Source organism: Streptomyces sp. NBC_00273 (assembly GCF_036178145.1).
Classification (GTDB): domain Bacteria; phylum Actinomycetota; class Actinomycetes; order Streptomycetales; family Streptomycetaceae; genus Streptomyces.
The window spans coordinates 6,607,552-6,627,806 of the sequence record NZ_CP108067.1; the positions used below are offsets into that span (position 1 = coordinate 6,607,552).

Annotated in this window: 23 protein-coding genes and 1 tRNA gene; 11 read left to right on the forward strand and 13 right to left on the reverse strand. The window is 71.1% G+C overall.

All coding sequences use genetic code 11. From position 1 onward, the window contains the following. Window positions 1-18: 18 nt before the first annotated feature. Genes OG386_RS29320 through OG386_RS29330 form a run of 3 tightly spaced genes read left to right on the forward strand, consistent with a single transcriptional unit; the run spans window position 19 to window position 4,060 of the window. Window positions 19-2,577, forward strand: coding sequence for a phosphoribosyltransferase (locus OG386_RS29320; RefSeq protein ID WP_443053218.1), 2,559 nt, complete (start codon window positions 19-21; stop codon window positions 2,575-2,577). After that, entirely contained in the window at window positions 2,574-3,404 is an 831-nt protein-coding gene (locus OG386_RS29325) for an HAD family hydrolase (RefSeq protein WP_327385647.1), read from the forward strand. Before OG386_RS29320 ends, OG386_RS29325 begins: the two co-directional genes overlap by 4 nt. Then, window positions 3,401-4,060, forward strand: a complete 660-nt coding sequence (locus OG386_RS29330) for an O-methyltransferase (protein WP_328790584.1) — start codon at window positions 3,401-3,403, stop codon at window positions 4,058-4,060. Before OG386_RS29325 ends, OG386_RS29330 begins: the two co-directional genes overlap by 4 nt. 16 nt (window positions 4,061-4,076) lie before the next feature. Here the strand turns inward: OG386_RS29330 and OG386_RS29335 are convergent, their stop codons facing one another. From OG386_RS29335 to OG386_RS29345, 3 genes are all read right to left on the reverse strand, one after another. Next, the gene (locus OG386_RS29335) at window positions 4,077-4,289 is read right to left on the reverse strand and encodes an FmdB family zinc ribbon protein (protein ID WP_094744670.1); all 213 of its coding nucleotides are present in this window, start codon (window positions 4,287-4,289) and stop codon (window positions 4,077-4,079) included. A gap of 48 nt (window positions 4,290-4,337) precedes the next feature. Then, on the reverse strand, window positions 4,338-5,072 hold the full coding sequence (locus OG386_RS29340) for a DUF4383 domain-containing protein (protein WP_405787100.1): 735 nt from the start codon (window positions 5,070-5,072) through the stop codon (window positions 4,338-4,340). An 87-nt stretch (window positions 5,073-5,159) separates the two neighbouring features. Further along, window positions 5,160-6,404 carry a hypothetical protein gene (locus tag OG386_RS29345; protein ID WP_328790585.1) on the reverse strand — a complete coding sequence of 415 codons (1,245 nt, stop codon included), beginning with the start codon at window positions 6,402-6,404 and terminating at the stop codon, window positions 5,160-5,162. A gap of 105 nt (window positions 6,405-6,509) precedes the next feature. Between OG386_RS29345 and OG386_RS29350 the strand changes: the two genes are divergently transcribed. Then, window positions 6,510-6,584, forward strand: a tRNA-Val gene (locus OG386_RS29350). A gap of 145 nt (window positions 6,585-6,729) precedes the next feature. Here OG386_RS29350 and OG386_RS29355 read toward each other — a convergent pair. Further along, entirely contained in the window at window positions 6,730-6,855 is a 126-nt protein-coding gene (locus tag OG386_RS29355) for a hypothetical protein (protein WP_328793587.1), read from the reverse strand. A gap of 777 nt (window positions 6,856-7,632) precedes the next feature. On the opposite strand from OG386_RS29355, the gene OG386_RS29360 reads away from it, so the two are divergent. Next, complete coding sequence (locus OG386_RS29360) at window positions 7,633-7,761, forward strand: hypothetical protein (protein WP_328790586.1); 129 nt, start codon at window positions 7,633-7,635, stop codon at window positions 7,759-7,761. Between the two features lie 1,974 nt (window positions 7,762-9,735). Then, entirely contained in the window at window positions 9,736-9,912 is a 177-nt protein-coding gene (locus OG386_RS29365; protein WP_328790587.1) for an HGGxSTG domain-containing protein, read from the forward strand. Between the two features lie 192 nt (window positions 9,913-10,104). Here OG386_RS29365 and OG386_RS46995 read toward each other — a convergent pair whose 3' ends face one another. Continuing rightward, entirely contained in the window at window positions 10,105-10,773 is a 669-nt protein-coding gene (locus OG386_RS46995) for a tyrosine-type recombinase/integrase (RefSeq protein ID WP_443053219.1), read from the reverse strand. On the opposite strand from OG386_RS46995, the gene OG386_RS29375 reads away from it, so the two are divergent. Further along, the gene (locus OG386_RS29375; RefSeq protein ID WP_328790588.1) at window positions 10,758-11,336 is read left to right on the forward strand and encodes a hypothetical protein; all 579 of its coding nucleotides are present in this window, start codon (window positions 10,758-10,760) and stop codon (window positions 11,334-11,336) included. The two genes, OG386_RS46995 and OG386_RS29375, sit on opposite strands and share 16 nt — an antisense overlap. 403 nt (window positions 11,337-11,739) lie before the next feature. Continuing rightward, complete coding sequence (locus tag OG386_RS29385) at window positions 11,740-12,180, forward strand: hypothetical protein (protein ID WP_328790589.1); 441 nt, start codon at window positions 11,740-11,742, stop codon at window positions 12,178-12,180. A gap of 27 nt (window positions 12,181-12,207) precedes the next feature. Here the strand turns inward: OG386_RS29385 and OG386_RS29390 are convergent, their stop codons facing one another. The 3 genes from OG386_RS29390 to OG386_RS29400 are packed head-to-tail and all read right to left on the reverse strand — an operon-like array spanning window position 12,208 to window position 13,829. Then, entirely contained in the window at window positions 12,208-12,624 is a 417-nt protein-coding gene (locus OG386_RS29390) for an arsenate reductase ArsC (RefSeq protein ID WP_328790590.1), read from the reverse strand. 27 nt (window positions 12,625-12,651) lie between these two features. Then, window positions 12,652-13,392 carry an MIP/aquaporin family protein gene (locus OG386_RS29395; protein ID WP_328790591.1) on the reverse strand — a complete coding sequence of 247 codons (741 nt, stop codon included), beginning with the start codon at window positions 13,390-13,392 and terminating at the stop codon, window positions 12,652-12,654. Then, window positions 13,389-13,829: an ArsR/SmtB family transcription factor gene (locus OG386_RS29400; RefSeq protein WP_328793403.1), complete on the reverse strand. Its 441-nt coding sequence runs from the start codon at window positions 13,827-13,829 to the stop codon at window positions 13,389-13,391. Before OG386_RS29400 ends, OG386_RS29395 begins: the two co-directional genes overlap by 4 nt. A gap of 111 nt (window positions 13,830-13,940) precedes the next feature. On the opposite strand from OG386_RS29400, the gene OG386_RS29405 reads away from it, so the two are divergent. Continuing rightward, window positions 13,941-14,408, forward strand: coding sequence for an ArsI/CadI family heavy metal resistance metalloenzyme (locus OG386_RS29405; RefSeq protein ID WP_328790592.1), 468 nt, complete (start codon window positions 13,941-13,943; stop codon window positions 14,406-14,408). A gap of 153 nt (window positions 14,409-14,561) precedes the next feature. Here the strand turns inward: OG386_RS29405 and OG386_RS47000 are convergent, their stop codons facing one another. Next, window positions 14,562-14,636 carry a 50S ribosomal protein bL37 gene (locus OG386_RS47000; RefSeq protein ID WP_100661309.1) on the reverse strand — a complete coding sequence of 25 codons (75 nt, stop codon included), beginning with the start codon at window positions 14,634-14,636 and terminating at the stop codon, window positions 14,562-14,564. A 126-nt stretch (window positions 14,637-14,762) separates the two neighbouring features. Between OG386_RS47000 and OG386_RS29410 the strand changes: the two genes are divergently transcribed. Then, complete coding sequence (locus OG386_RS29410) at window positions 14,763-15,428, forward strand: TRADD-N-associated membrane domain-containing protein (RefSeq protein ID WP_328790593.1); 666 nt, start codon at window positions 14,763-14,765, stop codon at window positions 15,426-15,428. 15 nt (window positions 15,429-15,443) lie between these two features. Then, entirely contained in the window at window positions 15,444-15,668 is a 225-nt protein-coding gene (locus OG386_RS29415) for a DUF2277 domain-containing protein (protein WP_030009517.1), read from the forward strand. 60 nt (window positions 15,669-15,728) lie between these two features. Here OG386_RS29415 and OG386_RS29420 read toward each other — a convergent pair whose 3' ends face one another. The 4 genes from OG386_RS29420 to OG386_RS29435 all read right to left on the reverse strand — a co-directional run bounded on the left by OG386_RS29420 (window position 15,729) and on the right by OG386_RS29435 (window position 19,705). Beyond that, on the reverse strand, window positions 15,729-16,253 hold the full coding sequence (locus tag OG386_RS29420) for a hypothetical protein (protein ID WP_328790594.1): 525 nt from the start codon (window positions 16,251-16,253) through the stop codon (window positions 15,729-15,731). A 173-nt stretch (window positions 16,254-16,426) separates the two neighbouring features. Continuing rightward, entirely contained in the window at window positions 16,427-17,053 is a 627-nt protein-coding gene (locus OG386_RS29425) for a DedA family protein (RefSeq protein WP_328790595.1), read from the reverse strand. Between the two features lie 247 nt (window positions 17,054-17,300). Then, window positions 17,301-18,956, reverse strand: coding sequence for an alkaline phosphatase D family protein (locus OG386_RS29430; RefSeq protein ID WP_328790596.1), 1,656 nt, complete (start codon window positions 18,954-18,956; stop codon window positions 17,301-17,303). A gap of 95 nt (window positions 18,957-19,051) precedes the next feature. Further along, the gene (locus OG386_RS29435; protein ID WP_328790597.1) at window positions 19,052-19,705 is read right to left on the reverse strand and encodes an HNH endonuclease family protein; all 654 of its coding nucleotides are present in this window, start codon (window positions 19,703-19,705) and stop codon (window positions 19,052-19,054) included. Window positions 19,706-20,255 lie beyond the last annotated feature (550 nt).

Here is a 20,255-nt window from a genome sequence, read left to right on the forward strand (position 1 = left end):
CAGGCCCAGGCGATGACGATGACGATGACGAAGAAAGGCAAGACGATCGAAGAGGTGTGGTCGGGTACCTGGGTCGCGGACCGGCTGGGCGTGGGCCTGGAGGACTCCGGTGACGGTCCGCGGCTGACGGAGCTGCTCGGACTGGCCCTGCGGCGCAACCCCAAGCGCGCACACCTGCTGGTCTCGCAGGTACTCGGCAAGCACGTCCCGCAGTCCCCGACCGTCGTCCACGCCGCCGGTTTCGACCTCGGCGCACGCGTACGGGCGCTGCTCGGCGAGGACGGCGCCGCGGCCGCCGTGGTCCTCGGCTACGCCGAGACCGCCACCGGCCTCGGCCACTGCGTGGCCGACGGCCTCGGCCCGGCCCCCTACCTGCACTCCACCCGTCGGCCCGTGCCGGGCGTGCGGGCGGCCGGCGGCTTCGAGGAGGCGCACTCGCACGCCACCTCGCACCTGCTGCTGCCCGAGGACCCGCAGCTGCTCGCCGGCAACGGGCCCCTGGTCCTCGTCGACGACGAGTTCTCCACCGGCAACACGGTCCTGAACACCATCCGCGACCTGCACGCCCGCCACCCCCGCTCGCACTACGTCGTCGTCGCCCTCGTCGACATGCGGTCGGCGGCCGACCGCGACCGGCTCACCGCCTTCGCCGCCGAGCTGGGCGCGCGCGTGGACCTGATCGCCCTCGCCTCGGGCACCGTCTCCCTCCCGGACGGCGTCCTGGCCAAGGGCCAGGCGCTGGTCGAGGAGTACGAGGCGCGCACCGCCGCGCCCGAGCGGGACCGGGGCGGCCCCGCCGACGCGGCGGACGCCCCGCGGCCGGTCACCCGCGTGGACCTGGACTGGCCGGCGGGCGTCCCCGACGGCGGCCGCCACGGCTTCACCGCGGCGCACCGCACCCGCCTGGAGGCGGCCCTGCCCGAGCTCGCGGGCCGGCTCGCCGCCGCGCTGGGCGAGAACCCCGGGCGGGTCCTCGTACTCGGCAACGAGGAGCTGATGTACGCGCCGCTGCGCCTCGCCAAAGCCCTGGAGGACGCGGGGGCGGCCCGCGAGGTCCGCTTCTCGACCACCACCCGCTCACCCGTGCTCGCCGTCGACGACCCCGGATACGCCATCCGCACCCGGCTGGTCTTCCCGGCCCACGACGCCCCGGCCGACGGCCCCGGCGACCGCTACGCCTACAACGTCCACAGCACGGACGGTGCCGGTTTCGACGCCGTCGTCGCCGTCGTGGACTCGGCCGGGGACACCCCCGAACTGCACACGGGACTGCTGGCGGCCCTCGCCCCGCACACCGGCCACGTCGTCCTGGCCGTCGTCCCGTCCTACACCCCCGACCGGCGGGAGCCGAAGCCGATCATGACCGAGCTGACCGAGCCGACCTCGCTGTCCGAGCTGACCGCGCTGTCCGACCCGACCGAGCTGTCCGACCCGACCCTGCGCGAGCCCCTGCGCGGCCCCGCCTTCTCCTCGTACGCCCCCGAGGACGTCGGCTGGCTGCTCCAGGACTTCTCCGACGTCGAGCTGGAGGCGCCGACGGAGGAGCGCGAGGAGGCGATACAGGCGGGCGGCGCACACTACGCCGAGTCCCTGCCCGTCGAGTACCAGCCGTCCCCCCAGTACCAGGAGCTGTACCAGAGCGCGCTGGCCGCCTCCGCCGTCCGCGTGGCCCGGGCCGTCGGCACGGTCACCGAGACCGTCCTCGCCGAGCGCTCCCCGTCCCCGGTCCTGGTCTCCCTGGCCCGAGCCGGCACCCCCGTCGGCGTACTGATGCGCCGCTGGGCCCGCGCCCGCCACGGGCTGGACCTGCCCCACTACGCCGTCTCCATCGTGCGCGGCCGCGGCATCGACGCCAACGCCCTGCGCTGGCTGGCCGCCCACCACGATCCGGCCGACGTCGTCTTCGTCGACGGCTGGACCGGCAAGGGCGCCATCACCCGCGAGCTGCGCGACGCCCTCGCCGAGTTCCCGGGCTTCGACCCGGAGATCGTCGTCCTCGCCGACCCCGGCTCCTGCGTGCCCACGTACGGCACCCGGGAGGACTTCCTGATCCCCTCCGCCTGCCTCAATTCCACCGTCTCCGGTCTCATCTCGCGTACGGTGCTGAGGTCCGACCTCGTCGGTCCCGCCGACTTCCACGGCGCGAAGTTCTACCGCGAGCTCGCCGGAGCCGACGTCTCCGTCGCATTCGTCGACACCGTCGCCGCCCACTTCGACGCGGTGGCCGACGCCGTCGACGAGGAGGTCAAGGAGCTGCTCGCGGCCGACCGGACCCCCACCTGGGAGGGCTGGGCGGCGGTCGAGCGGATCAGCGAGGAGTACGGCATCCACGACGTGAACCTCGTCAAGCCCGGCGTCGGCGAGACCACCCGCGTCCTGCTGCGCCGGGTGCCGTGGAAGATCCTGGCGCAGCGCGGCGCCGGGGCCGACCTGGACCACGTACGGCTGCTCGCCGAGCAGCGCGGTGTCCCGGTGGAAGAAGTCGACGGACTGCCCTACACGTGCGTAGGACTCATCCACCCCCGATTCACGCGCGGCGCCACGGGCGCCGACGGAAAGGCTGTGGCCTCGAAGTGACTGTCCTCGTAGCCAGTGATCTCGACCGTACGCTCATCTACTCGACGGCCGCCCTCGGCCTGACCATGCCCGATCCGGTGGCCCCGCGGCTGCTGTGCGTCGAGGTCCACGAGAGCAAGCCGCTGTCCTACATGACGGAGACGGCGGCGGGACTGCTGGCGGAGCTGACGGCCGACCCTTCGGTGGTCTTCGTCCCCACCACCACCCGGACCCGCAAGCAGTACCAGCGCATCCGCTTCCCCGGCCGCCCGGCCCCGTACGCCATCTGCGCCAACGGCGGGCAGCTGCTCGTCGACGGGGTACCGGACCGGGACTGGCGGCGGCAGGTCGCGGCGCGCCTGGCCGAGGAGTGCGCCCCCCTGGAGGAGGTGCACCAGCACCTGCTGGCCACGGCCGACCCGGTGTGGCTGCGCAAGGCGCGCCTGGCGGAGGACCTCTTCGCGTACCTCGTCGTCGAGCGGGCCCTGGTCCCGGACGAATGGCTCAAGTCCCTGACCCGGTGGGCCGAGGACCGCGGCTGGACGGTCTCCCTCCAGGGCCGGAAGATCTACGCGGTCCCGCGCCCGCTCACCAAGAGCGCGGCGATGCGCGAGGTCGCCCGACGTACGGGCGCATCCACCACCCTCGCGGCCGGCGACTCGCTGCTGGACGCGGACCTGCTGCTGGCGGCGGACGCGGCCTGGCGCCCGGGCCACGGCGAACTGGCCGACGCGGCCTGGACGGCGCCGACGGTGACCGCCCTGGCCACGGCGGGCGTCCTCGCGGGAGAGGAAATCGTGCGCGCATTCGCCCAGGAGGCGGCCCGACTGGGCAGACTGGACGCATGACCAAGGGCAACAGCACCAAGATCACGGACGAGCTCTACCGGTACATGCTCGACCACAACCCCCCGCTGGACCGGGTCCAGCGGGGGCTGGTGGCGACGACGTACACCAAATTCCCGGACGTGGCCGGGATGCAGTCGGCGGAGGAGCAGGGGCCGCTGCTGGCCTTCCTGGTGCGGCTGACGGGCGCCCGCCACATCGTGGAGGTCGGCACCTTCACCGGCTTCTCGGCCCTGTCGATGGCCCAGGCGCTGCCCGCCGACGGCCGCCTCATCGCCTGCGACGTCTCCGAGGAGTGGACGCGGTACGGCCAGCAGGCCTGGGAGGACGCGGGCGTCGCGGACCGCATCGAGCTGCGCATCGCACCGGCCCTGGAGACCCTGCGCGCGATGCCGACCGAACCGCACATCGACATGGCCTACGTGGACGCGGACAAGCAGAGCCAGATCTCCTACTGGGAGGAGCTCGTCCCGCGACTGCGCCCGGGCGGCCTGATCGTCACCGACAACACGCTGTTCCACGGCACGGTCCTCGACGAGTCGGCCACGGGCGCGGCGGCCGGCGTCCGCGCCTTCAACGACCACGTGTCGGCGGACCCGCGCATGGAATCCGTCCTGCTCGCCATCTCGGACGGCCTGACCCTGTCACGCAAGCGCTAGGCCGTCCTTCCCGGGATCAGCCGCAGCCGCCGCCACCACAGCAGCCGCCCCCGCCGCCCATCGCGGGCGCGGGAGCGCTGCTCGTGCCGCCCACGGCGACGGCTGACAACAGCTTCACGGTGTCGGAGTGCCCTGCCGGGCAGTCGGCGGGCGCGGAGGACTCGGCCATGGGCCGGCTGACCTCAAAGGTGTCGTCGCAGGTCCGGCAGCGGTAATCGTATCGAGGCATGCGCACAGGCTAAGCGCGGCCGACGCCCGGGCGCTACGTACGCCGCGGCTAGGGGCAGCGGCCGTGCATGACGGGGGTCGCGGGGGCCCGCCCCTGAACGCGCCGCGTCCGGTCCTCCCGGGCCGCCTGCTCGGGGTGGCGGGCCCGCCAGTACGGATTGTCGTGCGGCAGGGCGCTGCCCACCCGCCCGTACATCCCGAACCACATCAGCATCACGCCGACGACGAAACTGAACAGCACGTTCTGGATCTTGAAGGCCAGGAAGTTCAGCTCCGTGTCCAGCAGCGCGAGATTCACGAAGCCACTCGCGATGAACAGCACGCCCAGCACGATGTTCAGGGTCGAGGCGAAGGTGCCGCCCACCACCATCCCGTAGATCAGCAGCGCGCCGATGCAGATCGACAGGACACTCAGCGCCCCGTTGGTGTTCAGGGCGAGCACCGTGTCCCCGCCGGTGTCGAAGAACCCGATCTGATTGACAAGCCCCAGGATCCCGAACACCACCAGCAGCAGGCCCATCAGCCCCGCTCCGACCCGATACACCTGGCCGAGCTTGTGGTCGGTGGGCAGATGATCGTCGAGCTGCGCGTTGACGGGATGCAGCACGCGTGCCATGCGCCGCGAGACCGTGTCGGCGAAGCGCGGCGGGACGGGCGCGTTGGGATCGGGCTCGTGGGCGACGTAGGGCGCGTAGTGCTCGTGCGGCTCGGTGCACCCGTAGGCCGCGTGAGCCACGTAGGGCTCATGGGCCGCGGGAGGCTCGTGGGTGGTGTGGGCAGCCATGGTGCCCTCCTCTGTTCCGTTCCCGGCACCTCCCAGCATCCGCCGCGGACCGCCCAGAAACAACCGGGTGCCCGCCGGGGCAGTGGCCTAGGCGTGCCCGCGCTCGGCCCGGATCCCGCTCACCACCCGGTTCACGGCAGCCCGTACGTCCGCCATCTCCAGCAGGAACGCCCAGTAGTCCGGGTGCCGCCCCTCCAGTGCCGAAAGCGCCCGGGTCACCCGGGCCACCGCATCGTCCAGCGGCTGCGCGTGCCGCGGATCCGGCACACTGCGCCCCGCCATCGCCAGCCGCTGCGCGTCCCGGATCGCGAACCGGGTCCGCTCCACCTCCGCCTGCGGATCCCGCGCCACCGCCTCCAGCCGCGTCAGCCGGTCCTGCGCCGCCGACACCGCCTCGTCCGTCGCGTCCAGCGAGCCGCGGACCGCCTCGATCAGCGCCCCCACATCGGCCCAGCGCTGCTCGTCCCGGGCCCGGCCGGCCTCCAGCAGCTGCTCCTCGGCCCGCGCCACGTCCCGTACCGCCTGGTCCGGCACGTGCTGCAGGTCCTGCCAACAGGCCGCACTGAACCGCCGCCGCAGCTCACTGAGCACCGGATCCACCCGGTCCGCCCGGTTGCGCAACGCCTGTGCCCGCGTCCGCAGACTCACCAGCCGCCGGTCGATCTCCGCCGCCCGCTCGGGCAGCCGCGCCGCCTCGGCCCGTACGGCCTCCGCATCCCGCAGGATCCGGTCGGCGCGCTGCACCGTCTCCTGCACGCCGTGCTGGCCCGCGCCCTGGTTCAGCTTGGTCAGTTCCGGGCCGAGCGCCGCCAGCCGCGCCGCGAGGTCATCGGCCCGTATCCCCTTGGCCCGTACGGCGTCCAGCGCGTCACTCGCCCCGAGCAGCGCGGCCCTGGCCCGCTCCCGGGCCGGCGCCACCCGCGCGAGCTGTGTCTCGGCCTTGTCCAGCAGCGGCTGCAACCCCTGCGCGAACCGCTCCAGCTCCCCCTGGACCCGCACCAGCTCGTCCCGCGCCCGGGTCAGCTGCTCCCGCGCGCGCATGGCGACCGAGGCATCCAACTCGGCCCGGTCCAGGTCGTGCGCGTCGACCGCCTCGATGTAGACGTGACTGACCTCGTCGATCCGCCGCCCCAGCGCGGCGAACCCCTCGGTCGCCTGCCGCGCGGCGGGCGACCCGTCCGCCGCGGCGATCGTCTCGATCGAGATCCGCAGGTCCCGCTGCGCCGTGTCCAGCTCGTAGAACGCGGCCGCGGCGGCATCCTTCGCCGCCTGCGCATCCGCCCGCCGACTCTCGTCCCGCCCGCCGAACCACCGCCGGGATGCCGTCGTCACAATCCCTCTCCCGTACCGCGTCCGCCATGCCCCGGTCCATTCTCTCCCACGCGAACGGGTTTGCGTGGGGGGCGTGCGCGCCATGTAGGCTGTCCACTCATCCACGGGTGCGTAGCTCAGGGGTAGAGCGCTGCTCTTACAAAGCAGATGTCGGCGGTTCGAAACCGTCCGCGCCCACCAGCACGAAGGCCCCCAACCGATCATGGTTGGGGGCTTTCGCACGCCACATCGACGCCACATGACATCCACGATCGACATCCAAGGGGCGAGCCAGAGGTGGGCGCGTCGACACGGGCCCGCGGGCGTCTGCCGCGGCCCCTGCGTCTCATACGGCCTCGATGTCGTCGACGGCGGTTGAGATTTCCCGGCCGGACGGTCCTCGGATGTAGGAGAGTTCCACCCAGTGCTCGTGAAGCTCGGATGCCGACACGTTCTCGTTGACGACAGCCATCAACTCACCTTCGAGGCCCGAGACAATGTCTCGGACGCGCTTGCGGAGCAGGCGATGGGTGGCCTCTTGCGCACGGCCGGCCGACTGCCGGGCCTGAGTTGGGCCGGGCGCCGTACCCCCGCCGTCACGGATGACGGGTGCGTGAGGCGACCGCACCACCGGAAATGGGCGGACGGGGAGCAGCTGCTGCCGCGCCGTGGCCACGGCTGGTGTGGTCGCTCCGCGTCGGTACCGGTCTCGTCGTGGCTGATGAGCGCGTCGTCCAGGGGAGATCTGATGCAGGCCCTTCCCTGTCCGCGCTGATGGGGAAGGGCCTCCGGGCTATCGGCCCGCTGCTACAGACCCCGGTCCCTGTTCCAGCGGCTCACATGCATCGCGTAGAAGACGTTTCCGATGCCCGCTGTGAACATAAACAGCCAGAAATGGACGCCAAATGACTGCCGTCGACGCCTCATTCCTGCCCCACCGATGACTGCGGCAGCCGATGCCGCTGCGGAGCTGCTGTTGTTGATGATGATGGTAGGAGGCTGCCCGTAATAAGCCTGGGCAGGCTGTTGGTCTGGCGATGTCGTCATGCTGCGTTTACTCCTCGGTGCGCCACGTGTGCAAGAGAGCGAGACGCACCATAGATGCGCGTATGTGCTCACTGAGGTGAAACCACCCGTGTGTCACCCGGCCGGGGGTCCGAGAAGTCCCTCGCTCTCGGCCCCTCCCAGAACCGTGCAGGTCGGTGCCCATCAGGACAACGGCACCGACCTCGAAGGAGCACGCCATGGCGTGCACCGACCCCAGTGCGACAGCGGCATCATCCCCAACCCGCACTCCGACGACCCCGAGGGCCTCACCCTCTGCCCCACCTGTAACCGCGGCTACGATCCCCGCGACCACCACGACTACGCCGGCTGACCATCCCAGGGCCCCGGCGCGAGTCGGGGTCCGCAGGGCTGGCGGTACAGCAGCGGCGGATCGCCAACGCTCCTGGAGTAGTAGTACGGCTCCGGCGGTCGCTCAGACGCGGCAACCGTCACATGGCATGCGTGGCCGGGAGCGTTGCCCACTGTGGCCGGGACGGGTACCAAAAGACGGCCAGCGGCGAGGGAGGGGTGGCCTCTTGCGCAAGGCTGGCCGACTGTCAGGCCTGAGTTGGGCCGGGCGCCGTACCCCCGACGTCACGGATGACGGGAGCGTGAGGCGACCGCACCAACGCGGATGGGCTGGCGGGGGGAGCAGCTGCTGCCGCGGCGTGGTGCCGGCCGGTGTGGTCGCTCCGCGTCGGTACCAGCCTCGCTGTGGCCGATGAGCGTGTCGTCATGCTGGCTGGCGTGAGCCACTGAGGCTCCGTCGATCCCGTGGTCACGTGCCACTCTCGTTTGCTCTGCCACCCCAGGTGGGAGGGCCTCAGCCATAGGCTCTGACCTGGGCAGATGCGTGTCTCTATGGCATCCCTACAAGATTTCGCCCGCTGAGTCCACGAACGTTACCATTCACGCCAAAGTGCTCAATATCGCATGGTTTCGTTAACGCCAACGAGGCGCAGCGGATGGATTGCCAACCCAAAGGCAACTCATGCCGCCCCACGAACGGGAGCAGTCATGGTCGATCGAGACTTTCGTCGCGACCTCCTCTATCCGCTCATTGTGGCGCTAGCCACCGCAGCACTGACATGGGGCACGGGTGCGATTTCGGGCCATTCGGAGCATGTCGACATTGCTAGCGTCATTGCGTCGCAGATCGAGCTGGGGTGGATCCCGTGCGTGGGATGACGGGTCAGATGCCTCCACCGGTCGGCATTCATTGCCCGTGGGCTTGAGCAGATATGGCCACCATCGACCGAGTGGGAGTACCTCGGAGCGTGCTGTCGTACAGCAGCGAAATGCAGCAGCCACAGCAACCGACTACGGGCCGCAGCGCCCGTCAGACCCTTCCGGGCGGCCTGCATGACGGTCAACGCCCGATCTAGATAGTGTTACGGATCGGAAGGTCGGCCGTGCCAGACGCGTGCCAGGTACGGCGGGGAACAGCAGTCAACGGCGGGTGCCGGGGCGAGCCCTAAGGTCCTCCCTGGCACCCGTTTCGGCTGGTTACGAGCCGGATCGGGCGGGAAGATCGGTGATTCCCAAGCTCAGAGCGCACTGCCGCCCTCACGTAGGTCCTCTCGCATACGGAGGCGCAGTGCGGCAAGGGCGTCATCGTAGCCGCGGCGCCCCTCCAAGTAGGCCGGCTCGGTGACCAATACACCCTCCATCACGAGGTCGCGGAGGCGACGTAGCTGACGGAACGCACTTTCAGAGGCCTCTACGACCCGGGTAGGTGCTGTGATGGTCATCTGGTAGCGCAATCCGATACATGGTCCGAACGCTGCACGGGCGGTGGTGCGCCGCACAGGAAGAGGCATGTCCGGATCCCGAGCCACGTTGCCAGAGGTGTGACGGGCCTCAGAGAGGCATGCCAGGTACTCCCCATACAAGGTGCGACGCGTCTGGGTTTCACGGTCCAGTCGCTCTCGCTGCCATCGGCGCCTGTCGAGCAGCATGGCGGATCCGGTGGCGATCGCAGCGCCAACTATGGTGCTGATCAGGGTGACCCACTGCATGGGTCGACGGTATCCATGGCCGTGTGCACCCGACTAGGCATCCTTGAGGCAGAGTGGCAGCACGAAGTGGGCGGCCCAGCCTATTGCGGCCTATGCATGGACTGGCGTCGCTACGGATGGCACCCCTAGACCATCTGACCTGGTGATACGCGTGAGACACGCGCGCCCTGCGGAGCCGTGTGCCGGCGGTGCTCCTGTCCGCCTTGCCTGCGCCTTCCCACTGGTTCTCCTTGGCGAGACCATCCCGGGGTCCGATTGTCGATGACGCTGGAAGCAGGTGGGGGCGGATGACGCAGCCCAGGTGTGGGGCGCAGACAAGCAAGGGGCGGCCGTGTACCAAGCCCGCGATCATGAACAGCTCTCGGTGTCAGTTACACCAGGGCGGCTGGTCGAGCTATGGAGTGGCGCAGCGGAAGAAGAAGGAAGCCGAAGCCAAGATGCGGAAGCTTCGGAAGAGGAAGTGAGCCGGTGGGCGGCTTGCCTCTGACATCCACGGGTGACATCAACGGGGGTGGACACCGACAGTGCAGGGCGGTCGTGGAGAGGCGTCGCCGCCTGGGCTGAGTGGGCTATGGGCGAGGGCCGGGCGAGCTTACAAAGCAGATGTCGGCGGTTAGAAACCGTCCGCGCCCACCAGTACGAAGGCCCCCAACCGATCATGGTTGGGGGCCCTCGAAGTTCCAAGTGACGGCAGTGGCCCGCCCGGTCGGCGGCCGACGGTGCAGCATCCGGTTCACGTGCCGGATGTCCGCGCGCTGCGCGTCCTGGAAGAGGTGCGCGCACTTGTTCATCGTGACGGCGATCTGCGCGTGCCCGGGGATCTCCATCACGACCCGGGGCGGTACCCCAGCGGTGGTCAGCAAAGTGGCTGTCCCGTGCCGCACGTCGTGCAATCGGGCCACCCGATCGAGGGCGTCCTCGGTCGCCCGGGTGAAGGATCGGTACACGTTCCGCGGCTCTATGGGCCGACCGGTCCGGGTGGTGAACACATAGCCGGTCTTTTCCCGCGCGTAGGGACCCCTCGTGCATGGCGGCGCGAGGCCGGGTGTCACACAGGCGCGGCCCATTGGTGGACAGTTGAGCCCCTTCTGGCATCGGAGGCAGGCGTTTGCTCGTGCTTGCCGGCGGCCGCTCACCCGCCCCCGGAGCCGGGCGCTCCGCTTTCTCTCCCGCTGGATGCCGGACAACCGGCTTTGCTCGCCTATGGTTTGAAGTTGATCATCAGGCGGTGTGAGCAGCGAGGGGGCGCGAACGTGCGCGGATTGAAGGGCGTCATGGGGGCCGTCGGACTGGCTCTGCTGCTTGCGGGGTGGGCGGTGACGCATCGGAGCCGGAGTCGGAGCCGCTCGGCAAGGACACCGGGATCCGGTACGAGAAGTCCCAGGTGCCGACGGTCCAGAACATGACCTGTGACCGCAAGCGCGGCTCGATCCGGTACGGGCTCAACGCCCACAAGGACGATTCCCTGCCCGAGCACAAGGGGGAGAACGACTCCGAGGACTACGTCTGCCACGGGCCCGACCGGATCAGTCTCGCCGTCGAAGGGCGGACGGTAACGGCACCGCACATCGCGGCCGAGTACGACCTCTACGGAGCCGTTCCGGACCCGCTCAAGACCGTCAAGACCGTGTACACCGAATCCTTGGCGGAGGACCACGAACGCACCCTGGTCGGCGAGGCGGAGACGGTCACCACCAAGACGGCGGCGATCACCTGCCAGAAGAACGTCTTGGAGACCTTCCCCATGACCACGTGCCTGTGGGCGAACCACGGCGCGGTCGGCGCGGTCGACTTCTACCCGCCTGCCGGCCGGCACCCTGAGATCGCGGAAGCAGTCGCCCGGACCAAGGAACTCATCGCGACCGGCCTGGTCGAATCCCCGCGCTGACCTCGTGGGCCGGTCCTCGCCGCGCGGCCGCAGCGGCCGGGACGTCGCTCCAGCAGCCGGTCCACGTGCCCGCTGTCCGCGCGCCGCGCGTGCCCGAGGATCGCCATCAGGACCCGCGCGGCAACATGGGTACGGGCTCTGCGAGGACGGCCGGCTCCCGGCGAGCCGTCGTGCGGACAGCGGGACTTGGGGACTTCCGGGCGGCGGAGTCATCGAACTCGCCGGGTCCCCGGAGGCCGGTGTACGCCGCGAGGGCCGGCAAGGGGAGGGCGTCGACGTCGAGTGACCTCGCCCTCTGCACAGGCAGCGTCCATGGCCTGGCGACCTGCACCGGCCAAGCGGGCGCTGTTGTCTCGGCTGTTACCGGCCCGGCTTCCGCTGCGCGCCGCTCATTGGCACGTTCGTGAGCCTCCTGCGTGAGCGGCCGGAGCCGGAAGGTACGGGCACGGGCCCCGTGTACGGGGCCGGCCGCGCCGCGGTCGCCCTGTCCGTCGTCGCACTGGCGGTCTCGATGTTCTCGGGGGCGGGCGCGGAGGACGTCGACTACTCCGGTACCTGGACCACCCGCGAGCGCGACGTCATCCTCACGCTGAGCGGCTCGCCCGGCGGGCGGGGGAGCTACACCCTGAGGTCGGCAACGTGTTCGGAGGAAGCCGACTGGACCCTCGACCACCCGCAGATGTCGACGTCGGTCCAGGTCTGGCTGCTCCGGGGCAACGGGACCGCACGCTGCGTACCCGGCCCCGACAACGTCATGCTGCACGTTGCCGGCGGCACCGTGGCCAAGCCCGTCCTCAGTGCGGCCGGCCCGAACGGCGCCGTCTGGTTCCTCGCCCGGCAGTGACGGGAGGCGCGCCCCGTACGACGGCGCTCACGCCCGGACCTCGATGCCCAGCTCGGCGAGCAGGCCGCGGATTCGCTCCTCGATCGAGTCGCGGATCGGCCGGACCGCGTCCACGCCCTGGCCGGCGGGGTCGTCCAACGTCCAGTCGAGGTACCGCTTGCCCGGGAAGTAGGGGCACGCGTCGCCGCACCCCATGGTGATCACGACGTCGGACGTCTCAACCGCGCGGGCCGTCAGCATCTTGGGGGTTTCGGCGGAGATGTCGATGCCGACCTCGCGCATCGCCTCGACCACGGCCGGGTTCACGGCGTCGGCGGGGGCGGAACCGGCCGATCGGACGGCGACCCGGTCGCCGCCCAGGTGGGTGAGAAAGGCTGCGGCCATCTGGGACCGGCCCGCGTTGTGGACGCAGACGAACAGCACGGACGGGGCGGTGGTGGTCATGGTCGGGGCTTCCTGTGTGGAGGTGGATCAGCGGCCGGTGGCGGTGAGTTCGTGCTCACCGGTGGAGACGTGCGCGCGGTCCTTCGGTGCCGGGAAGCGGCCGAAGAGGGCGGCGAGGAGGAGGACGCCGAAGGCGGCGCCGAGGAACTGGGCGGCGACGAACGGCGGTACGGAGGCCGGGGCGATGCCTGCGAAAGAGTCGGAGAAGGCGCGCGCGACGGTCACGGCCGGGTTGGCGAAGCTGGTGGAGGAGGTGAACCAGTACGCCGCGCCGAGGTAGGACGCCACCACGAGCGGACCGAGTCGCTGCTGACCGGTGCGGGCCAGTCCGAGGGCGAGCAGGACCAGGCCGGCGGTCGCGACGACCTCGCCGAGCAAGAGGTGACCGGCTGACCGGTCGTGGGTGGAGAGCCGGGCGAGGGGTTCGCCGAACATCGCGTTGGCCAGGATCGCGCCGCTGACGCCTCCGACCATCTGCGCGGGTACGTACGCCGCCACGTCGCGCAGGTCGGGTCCGTCCTCGCCGCGGCGCCCCGCCCACCACGCGGCCAGGGTCACGGCCGGATTGAAGTGGGCGCCGGAGAGCGGGCCGAGCAGGGCGATCAGCACGCCGAGGCCGAAGACCGTCGCCAGGGAGTTGGCCAACAGTTGCAGGGCCACGTCGTCGGTCAGCTCGGTGGCCTGGATGCCGGAGCCGACCACGACCGCGACCAGGGCGGCCGTCCCGACCAGCTCGCCCAGTGCGCGACGCCGTAGGGGGGCGGTCATCGGGCCACTCCGGCCACTCCGGCCACACCCGCCACACCGGCAGCTCCGGCAGCTCCGCCAGTTCTGGCCGCTCCGGCCTCGTCGGTGGCCTGGAGGAGTGAGGAGAGCTGGGCGAGGGCGGCCGGTAGCACCCAGTAGTAGACCCAGGTGCCCCGTCGCTCCGAGCCCACCAGGCCCGCTTCCCTCAGCACCTTCAGGTGGTGGGAAATCGTCGGCTGCGAAACGTCGAACGGGCCGATGAGGTCGCAGACGCACGCCTCGCCGCCCTCGTGCGAGGCGATCAGCGAGAGCAGGCGCAGTCGTACCGGGTCCGACAGGGCCTTGAACATCCTCGCCAGAGCGGCGGCGGCCTCCTCGTCCAGCGGCTTGCGGACCATCGGCGAGCAGCATGCGGCCTGATCGTCCTGGCCGATCACGGGGAGCCCTGATTTCGACATCGACATCTGTCTATGTTGACAGTCATCTATTTCAGAGGCAACCTCGAAGGCATCAGCCTGTATCGATGAATGTCGAAACAGGATCGGATCGTGAAGATCAGGGAGACCGCCATGTCCCGTGTTCAGCTCGCCCTGCGCGTCGCCGACCTCGAAGGATCCATCGCCTTCTACTCGAAGCTCTTCGGCATCGAACCCGCGAAGATCCGCCCCGGATACGCGAACTTCGCCGTCGCCGAGCCGCCGCTCAAGCTCGTCCTGATCGAAGGGGAGGCCGGCGAGGAGACCCGACTCGACCACCTCGGTGTGGAGGTGGAGGCCACCGAACAGGTCACCGCAGCCACCACCCGGCTGAAGGACGCGGGGTTGGCGACCTTCGAAGAGAACGACACCTCGTGCTGCTACGCCGTCCAGGACAAGGTCTGGGTCACCGGCCCCGGCAAGGAGCCCTGGGAGGTCTACGTGGTGAAGGGAGACGCCGACGTCCTCGACAAGGGCGTCGAGGGTGCGCCGGACGCCTGCTGCACCGCCGGGACGCAGAACCTCGCCCCGGCCGCCGCCGGTTGCTCCTGCGGCGCCTGACGGGTCCGGCGCCTGACGGGTCCGGCGTCTGACGGGTCCCGGCGCCGCGCCGACGTGTGTCGGGGGTGCCTCCGTCCCCGTGTGCAGCGGAAGGGGGAGTGACCCGCGAAGACCCCCGGCCGGTCGCGGTCGGGGGTCTTTCGGGTGGTTCGCTCAGGCGTTGGGGCGCTTGCCGTGGTTCGCCTTCTTCTTCTTGCGGGCCCGACGCTTGTTGCCTCGCTTGGCCATGGTCGTGGTCTCCCTCGTAGGCGACTGGTTCATGCCTCGGTCAGTCTAGGTTCGGTGTGGTTCATCCGCATTTGGTGAGGTGGACGCTCTCTTGGCCGCCGGTTCGGGGCGTGGGATCGTCGGAGGATGGGCGAGCTCGCGTGGGGTGGGTTGGTCGTGGCTGCGGTCGCCGTGGCATTGGCGCTGATGGAGCGGTCCCTGGGGGCGGGCTTCGAACGGAAGCGGGACGAGGAGCGGGTGCGGCTGCTCGCGCACCTCGCCGAACCGGGCGAGGCGGAGGCCGAGGCCGAGGCCGACAGGCCGTCCGTCGTCGTGGCCGGCAGGGGGAAGTTCCAGGACGTCGGCGGGATCCCACATCCCGCGGCGCAGCTCGGCGACCGGCGGGACGACTTCACGCCGATCCTCGTGGAGTACTACGCCTACGGACTGACCCAGGCGCGGAGCAGCTTCGCGACCAGCCAGCGGTTCGCCGGGGTCGGCGCGGCGATCCTGCTCTTCGGGATCGGGCTGGCCGTCTGGAAGGCCGAGGGCGGCGGGGAGCTCTACCTGGGGATCGTCACGAGCTCGGCGGGACTGGTCACCACCCTGATCGGACAGCTCTTCCACCGGCGGGCCGACATCGCGCTCAAGCACATGGCCGACCAGACCGCCTCGCTGCGCGACGACCGGCGGGCCGCCGAGACGACCCAGCAGGCCATCGAACTGCTCGACACGGTCGAGGACCCGGGGCTCAGGGCCCGCCTACAAGCCGGTTTGATCATGAAACTTTCCGGGGCCGAGCTCCCCCGGTAGCGGGATAGTAGGGGTATGTGCCGTTCCATTAAGACCCTGCGCCCGCCCGCCATCCCCGAGAAGGCGACCGAGGACGAGATCCGCGCCGCCGCCCTGCAATACGTACGGAAGGTGTCCGGGTTCCGGGCGCCCGCCGCGCACAACCGCGAGGTGTTCGAGGCGGCCGTGGACGCCGTTGCCGAGGCCACCGCGGCGCTGCTCGACGGGGTGCACGTACGGGGGCAGGCCACCCCGGCGTGACCCGGCCGGTCGGACCCGGGCGGTCGGACCCGGTCGGATCCGGTCGGACCCGGTCGGCGCCTACGAGGCCGCCGCGCGGCGACGCATCACCCACACTCCGGCACCCAGCGCGCCCGCGGTGAGGGCGCTGCCCAAGGCGATCTGTCCGGGGCTCATCGAACCGATGCTGCCCCCCGTGCCACCGCGAGCCGCACCCGAGCTGACCTGCAGGGACAGGGTGACGCGCTCGCCACCGGGGCCGCCGCACTCGAAGACGACGCGGTGCGTGCCCGAGCTCGCGTTGCTGAAGACGGTGGCGCTCCCGATGAGGCTGGCGGCGGTCTGGCTGCCCGGGGTCAGCCGGGCCTCGCCGAAGGCGGTCGACGTCACCCTGGCGACCTGCGTTCCGCAGCCCGAGACGTTCAGCGCGACCCGCCCGCCCGGGGCGACGGCGGTGGGGGAGACGGTGGCGGAGGGGGCCGCGTACGCGAGGGTGGCGGGAGCGGCGGCAGCGACGATGAGGGTCGCGGCCGCAACGGTCATCAGGCGGCGGTGGGCCGTGGCGGGCGCGGTGGCAGGCGGTGCGGCGGGCGGTTTGGCGGGCATGGAGAGGACTCCTCGGCTCGTCGAAACGGCGCGGCCAGGCCACTGATGTGACGCGGATTCGGTTGCGCACCGTGCTGTGGACGCTAGGAGCCCAGCCCTGGGGCGGCGATCGGGGCCGGGTGAACGGGTGAGCCCACTGCTCCGCCCGGGGGAGCCGGGTCGCGCCGGACGGCCTACGCCGTCGCCGCGGCCGCTTCCGGTCGGCGCACCAGGAAGGCCGCCAGCGCGCCCGCGGCGAAGAGGGCGACGACGGACAGGGCGGTGCCGAGCCACTGGGTGCCCAGCCACTGCGTACCGAAGTAGCCGAGGGCCACGCTGTAACCGGCCCAGGCCATGCCCGCCAGGACCGACCAGGGCAGGAACTCCGCCACCTTGCGCTGGGTCTTGCCCGCACCCAAGGACACCACCGAGCGTCCCGCCGGGGCGAAGCGGGCGATGACCACCAGAGCGCCGCCACCGCGCGCCAGAGCCGTGCCGAGGCGCTCGTGGGCCCGGGTCAGCCGGCGGGAGCGGGCGATGGCCCGGTCCAACCGGGCTCCGCCGCGCCGGCCCAGCCGGTACGCGGCCATGTCACCCAACACCGAGGCGGTCGTGGCGATCACGAGCAGGAGCAGGATGTCCGGGACCTGTTCGGGTACCGGTACCGGGCCCGTTGCCCCGGCCGCCGCCGCAGCCGCCGCCGCGGTGATCACCAGAACTCCGCTCGGAAGGACAGGGAGGAAGACGTCGAGCACGATGGAGACCGCCACGAGGGCGTAGATCCATGGGCTCGCGGTCAGCGATCCCAGCGTCTCAAACAAAACGGGACTCCCCAGTCCGGTTGACGTGCTGCGACACGAAGCGCCGCGACGTCGCGGGGAGCGGCAGGAGCGGCCTGACAGCGAGACAGCGTACGCCCGGCGTTCGCGCCCCGGATGCCCGGGGCGCCTGCCCGGCACGACCGCCGGGAACCGACCCCTCCCGAGGGCACACCCCCGCCAAGGACGACCCCCGCACCGCCGCCACGCCAACTCCGCCGCCCCGCACCGCTAGGGCCTGCCACATCCCCTACTCCGCCGTGAGATCCCGGTCCAGCACCGTCACCAACACGGCCCCCTCGCGCTTCTTGCGCGCCTGGTCCAGTCGCAGCCGCGCCGTCCGCCCCGACAGAGCCAGCGTCATCAGCTGGTTCCCGAACCAGGGCCCACCCGTACGCCGCCAGTTCAGCGGCGGCCGCCCCGTCCGTCCGTGCAGGGAGAAGCCGCGCCCCAGCCACCGCCCCGTCCGGGACCAGCCCAGCCGGAAACCCCACTTCACCGCGGTATGGATGGAATTGTGAACCGGCGAGCACGTCAGCTGGAACACCCGTGCCGTACTCGGTATTCGAGGCTCGGCCACATACGCGTGATGCACGTCCCCGGACAGCACGCACACCGTCGCCGGCGCCCGCGGCCCCGTGCCCACTTCCTCGATCAGATCCGTCAGGGCCGCGAACGAAGCCGGGAACGCCGCCCAGTGCTCCAGATCGCTGCGCCGGCGCAGATCCTCCCCGATCCGCGCCCATCGCGGCCCCCGCTCCCCGCGGCACAGCGCGGCATTCCACGTCTCGGCATCGTGGATCAGGGGTGGCATCAGCCAGGGCAGCGAGGACCCGATCAACAGATGGTCGTAGCCACCGTGCCCGGCCAGTGCGTTTTCCCGCAGCCACTGCTGCTCCGCCGGATCGAGCATCGCCCGCCCGTCCTCGGCCAACACCCGTGCTGCCCGGGTGTCCACCATCAGCAGCCGCGTCCGGCCGAAGTCGCGCCGATAGCTCCAGCGCACCGTCCCCGGATCGGCATCCGCCGCGGACGCGAAGGCCTGGAGCACGTCCGTACCGTCGGGGGTCTGCCGTACCGCCCCGTACACCGCGTCGGCTTCCAGCTCGGCGGGGGAGAGGTTACCCAGGTGCTGGTACACCCAGTACGACATCAGCCCGCTCAGCACGCGCTCGCGCCACCACGGCGTCGCCCGCATCTCCGCCAGCCACGCCGCGCTCGTGTTCCAGTCGTCGATGACGTCGTGGTCGTCGAATATGTGCAGGCTGGGGACCGTCGACAGCAGCCAACGGATCTCCGGGTCGAGCCAGGACTCGTAGTAGAGCCGGGTGTACTCCTCGTAGTCCGCGACCTGGGCGCCCGGCGGCTCCCGCAGGTCCCGCCGGGCCGCGAGCCACTGCCGGGTCTCCCGGGACAGCGCGTCCGCGTACACCTGGTCGCCGAGGAGCAGCAGGACGTCCGGACGCACCGCCTCCGGGTCGGCGGCCAGCCGCGCCGCGAGGGTGTCCAGCGCGTCCGCGCCGTGCGGCCCGTGCCGGCCGGCGGGCGGCGCGGCCTGTCGGCAGGAACCGAAGGTCACGCGCAGCCCGGGCGAGGGCCGGCCGGGGCCCGTCACGGCCGGAGCGGTGATCGTGCTCGGCGGGAAACCGCTCTCCGGCAGCGGCCACACCGGCCGGCCGTCGAGCAGCACCTCGTACGTCGTGGTCGCGCCCGGGGTCAGGCCGGTCACCGGCACCAGTGCGTAGTGGTGACCGGCTATCTGGAACGTCGGCGCGCTGCCGCCCGCCCCGTCCGCGCACCGCACCTCGGCCGTGCACGGGCGGTCCGCCTCGACCCATATCGTGGCCGACCGGCCCGTGTCCCAGTCGACGTGGCGCAGCAGCGGCCCCAGACGCAGTCCGGCCATGCAACTCCCCCTCCTCCGTAGCCCCTTCGATCACGGTACGACGGGTGGGGGGAGCCACGCCTCCCCCTGGCGGGGGAAAGATCGGCCGGCTTGGGTCAGCAGCCGTTCAGGATGTTGACCAGGGCCGTCTTCTCGCCGGAGTCCATGCTCAGACCGTAGTACTGCTTCACGTTGACCCACATCCGTGCGTAGGTACAACGGTAGGACGTCCGCGAGGGCAGCCACTTGCCGGGGTCGAGGTCGCCCTTGGCCTGGTTGACGTTGTCGGTGACCGCGATGAGCTGCGGGCGCGTGAGGTCGTTGGCGAACTGCTGGCGCTTGCTCGTGGTCCAGGAATTGGCACCGGAACGCCAGGCCTCGGCGAGCGGGACGACGTGGTCGATGTCGAGGTCGGTGGCGACGGTCCAGGTGGCGCCGTCGTACTCGGAGTACCAGCTTCCGCTCACCGCGGCGCAGGAGGAGTTCTGGACGACATTGACGCCGTCGCGCTTGAGGACGGTCTCGCGGGTGTTGCAGCTGCCGGAGACGGTGCTCCAGTGCGGGAAGAGGTCGCGGCTGTAGCCGCTGGTGGACCCCTCGGTCTTCGGGGTGACCGTCGCCAGGTAGGCGCGGGCGGCCGCGGCGCTGATGGGTGCGGGCGGGGCGGCCTGGGCGGCCGGGGCGTTGAGGAGGGAGGTCAGTGCGGCCAGGGCGGCTGCTGACGCGAGCACGCCAATTCGACGCGCGTAGATGCTGGGTATGAGTGCCATGAGGGGCTCCCTGGGTGCGGGGGGTGTGGCCGTGCGGCCCCGGCGGGGCGTGGCCATCGTGGCGGCGCCGGGTATCGCAGGGATGGGCGCCAGGTGACAGCCTGGCGACATGAGCACGTCACATCAAGTCGCCAACGCACCTGATTTAAACGGAGTTTGATATTCCGGAGAGGGCGGAAGGGCTTGTGCGCCGCCCGGGGCGGACTCGCCTCGCCCTCCGGTCCTCCCGCCCTCCGGTCCTCCCGCCTCCCTGTCCTTCCTTTCGGCCGTCTGCCGGACTCGCCCGACCGTCTGCCGGCCAGCCCACTGACGCCCGCCGGTCCGATCGCGGCCCGCCGGTTCCGGCTACCGCCCGCCGGTCCGGCCGCCGCTCGCACCGCCTCGCACCGCCTCGCACCGGCCCGGACCTCGTGCCGCGCCCCGTCCTGCGTGGCGCCCCCGTCCTGAACCGTCCGGCCGGGACCAAAGGCCTATTCCGGCCCGTCGCGGGCGTCGCGTACTCTGTTCGGAGCAGAAGGGGAGTAGCTCTTCGCCGGACCGTCGACATACT

Coding starts and splice junctions, on each gene's coding strand:
- OG386_RS29320 (WP_443053218.1), top strand. CDS start 19: ATGACGATGACGAAGAAAGGCAAGACGATCGAAGAGGTGTGGTCGGGT.
- OG386_RS29400 (WP_328793403.1), bottom strand. CDS start 13,829: ATGTCGAAATCAGGGCTCCCCGTGATCGGCCAGGACGATCAGGCCGCA.
- OG386_RS29340 (WP_405787100.1), bottom strand. CDS start 5,072: ATGGCTGCCCACACCACCCACGAGCCTCCCGCGGCCCATGAGCCCTAC.
- OG386_RS29415 (WP_030009517.1), top strand. CDS start 15,444: ATGTGCCGTTCCATTAAGACCCTGCGCCCGCCCGCCATCCCCGAGAAG.
- OG386_RS29390 (WP_328790590.1), bottom strand. CDS start 12,624: ATGACCACCACCGCCCCGTCCGTGCTGTTCGTCTGCGTCCACAACGCG.
- OG386_RS29330 (WP_328790584.1), top strand. CDS start 3,401: ATGACCAAGGGCAACAGCACCAAGATCACGGACGAGCTCTACCGGTAC.
- OG386_RS29395 (WP_328790591.1), bottom strand. CDS start 13,392: ATGACCGCCCCCCTACGGCGTCGCGCACTGGGCGAGCTGGTCGGGACG.
- OG386_RS29335 (WP_094744670.1), bottom strand. CDS start 4,289: ATGCCTCGATACGATTACCGCTGCCGGACCTGCGACGACACCTTTGAG.
- OG386_RS29405 (WP_328790592.1), top strand. CDS start 13,941: ATGTCCCGTGTTCAGCTCGCCCTGCGCGTCGCCGACCTCGAAGGATCC.
- OG386_RS29420 (WP_328790594.1), bottom strand. CDS start 16,253: ATGCCCGCCAAACCGCCCGCCGCACCGCCTGCCACCGCGCCCGCCACG.
- OG386_RS29410 (WP_328790593.1), top strand. CDS start 14,763: ATGGGCGAGCTCGCGTGGGGTGGGTTGGTCGTGGCTGCGGTCGCCGTG.
- OG386_RS46995 (WP_443053219.1), bottom strand. CDS start 10,773: ATGCGTCACCGCCCACCCCGCAAGCAGCAGAGCCAGTCCGACGGCCCC.
- OG386_RS29435 (WP_328790597.1), bottom strand. CDS start 19,705: ATGGCACTCATACCCAGCATCTACGCGCGTCGAATTGGCGTGCTCGCG.
- OG386_RS29355 (WP_328793587.1), bottom strand. CDS start 6,855: ATGGCTGTCGTCAACGAGAACGTGTCGGCATCCGAGCTTCACGAGCAC.
- OG386_RS29430 (WP_328790596.1), bottom strand. CDS start 18,956: ATGGCCGGACTGCGTCTGGGGCCGCTGCTGCGCCACGTCGACTGGGAC.
- OG386_RS29365 (WP_328790587.1), top strand. CDS start 9,736: ATGACGCAGCCCAGGTGTGGGGCGCAGACAAGCAAGGGGCGGCCGTGT.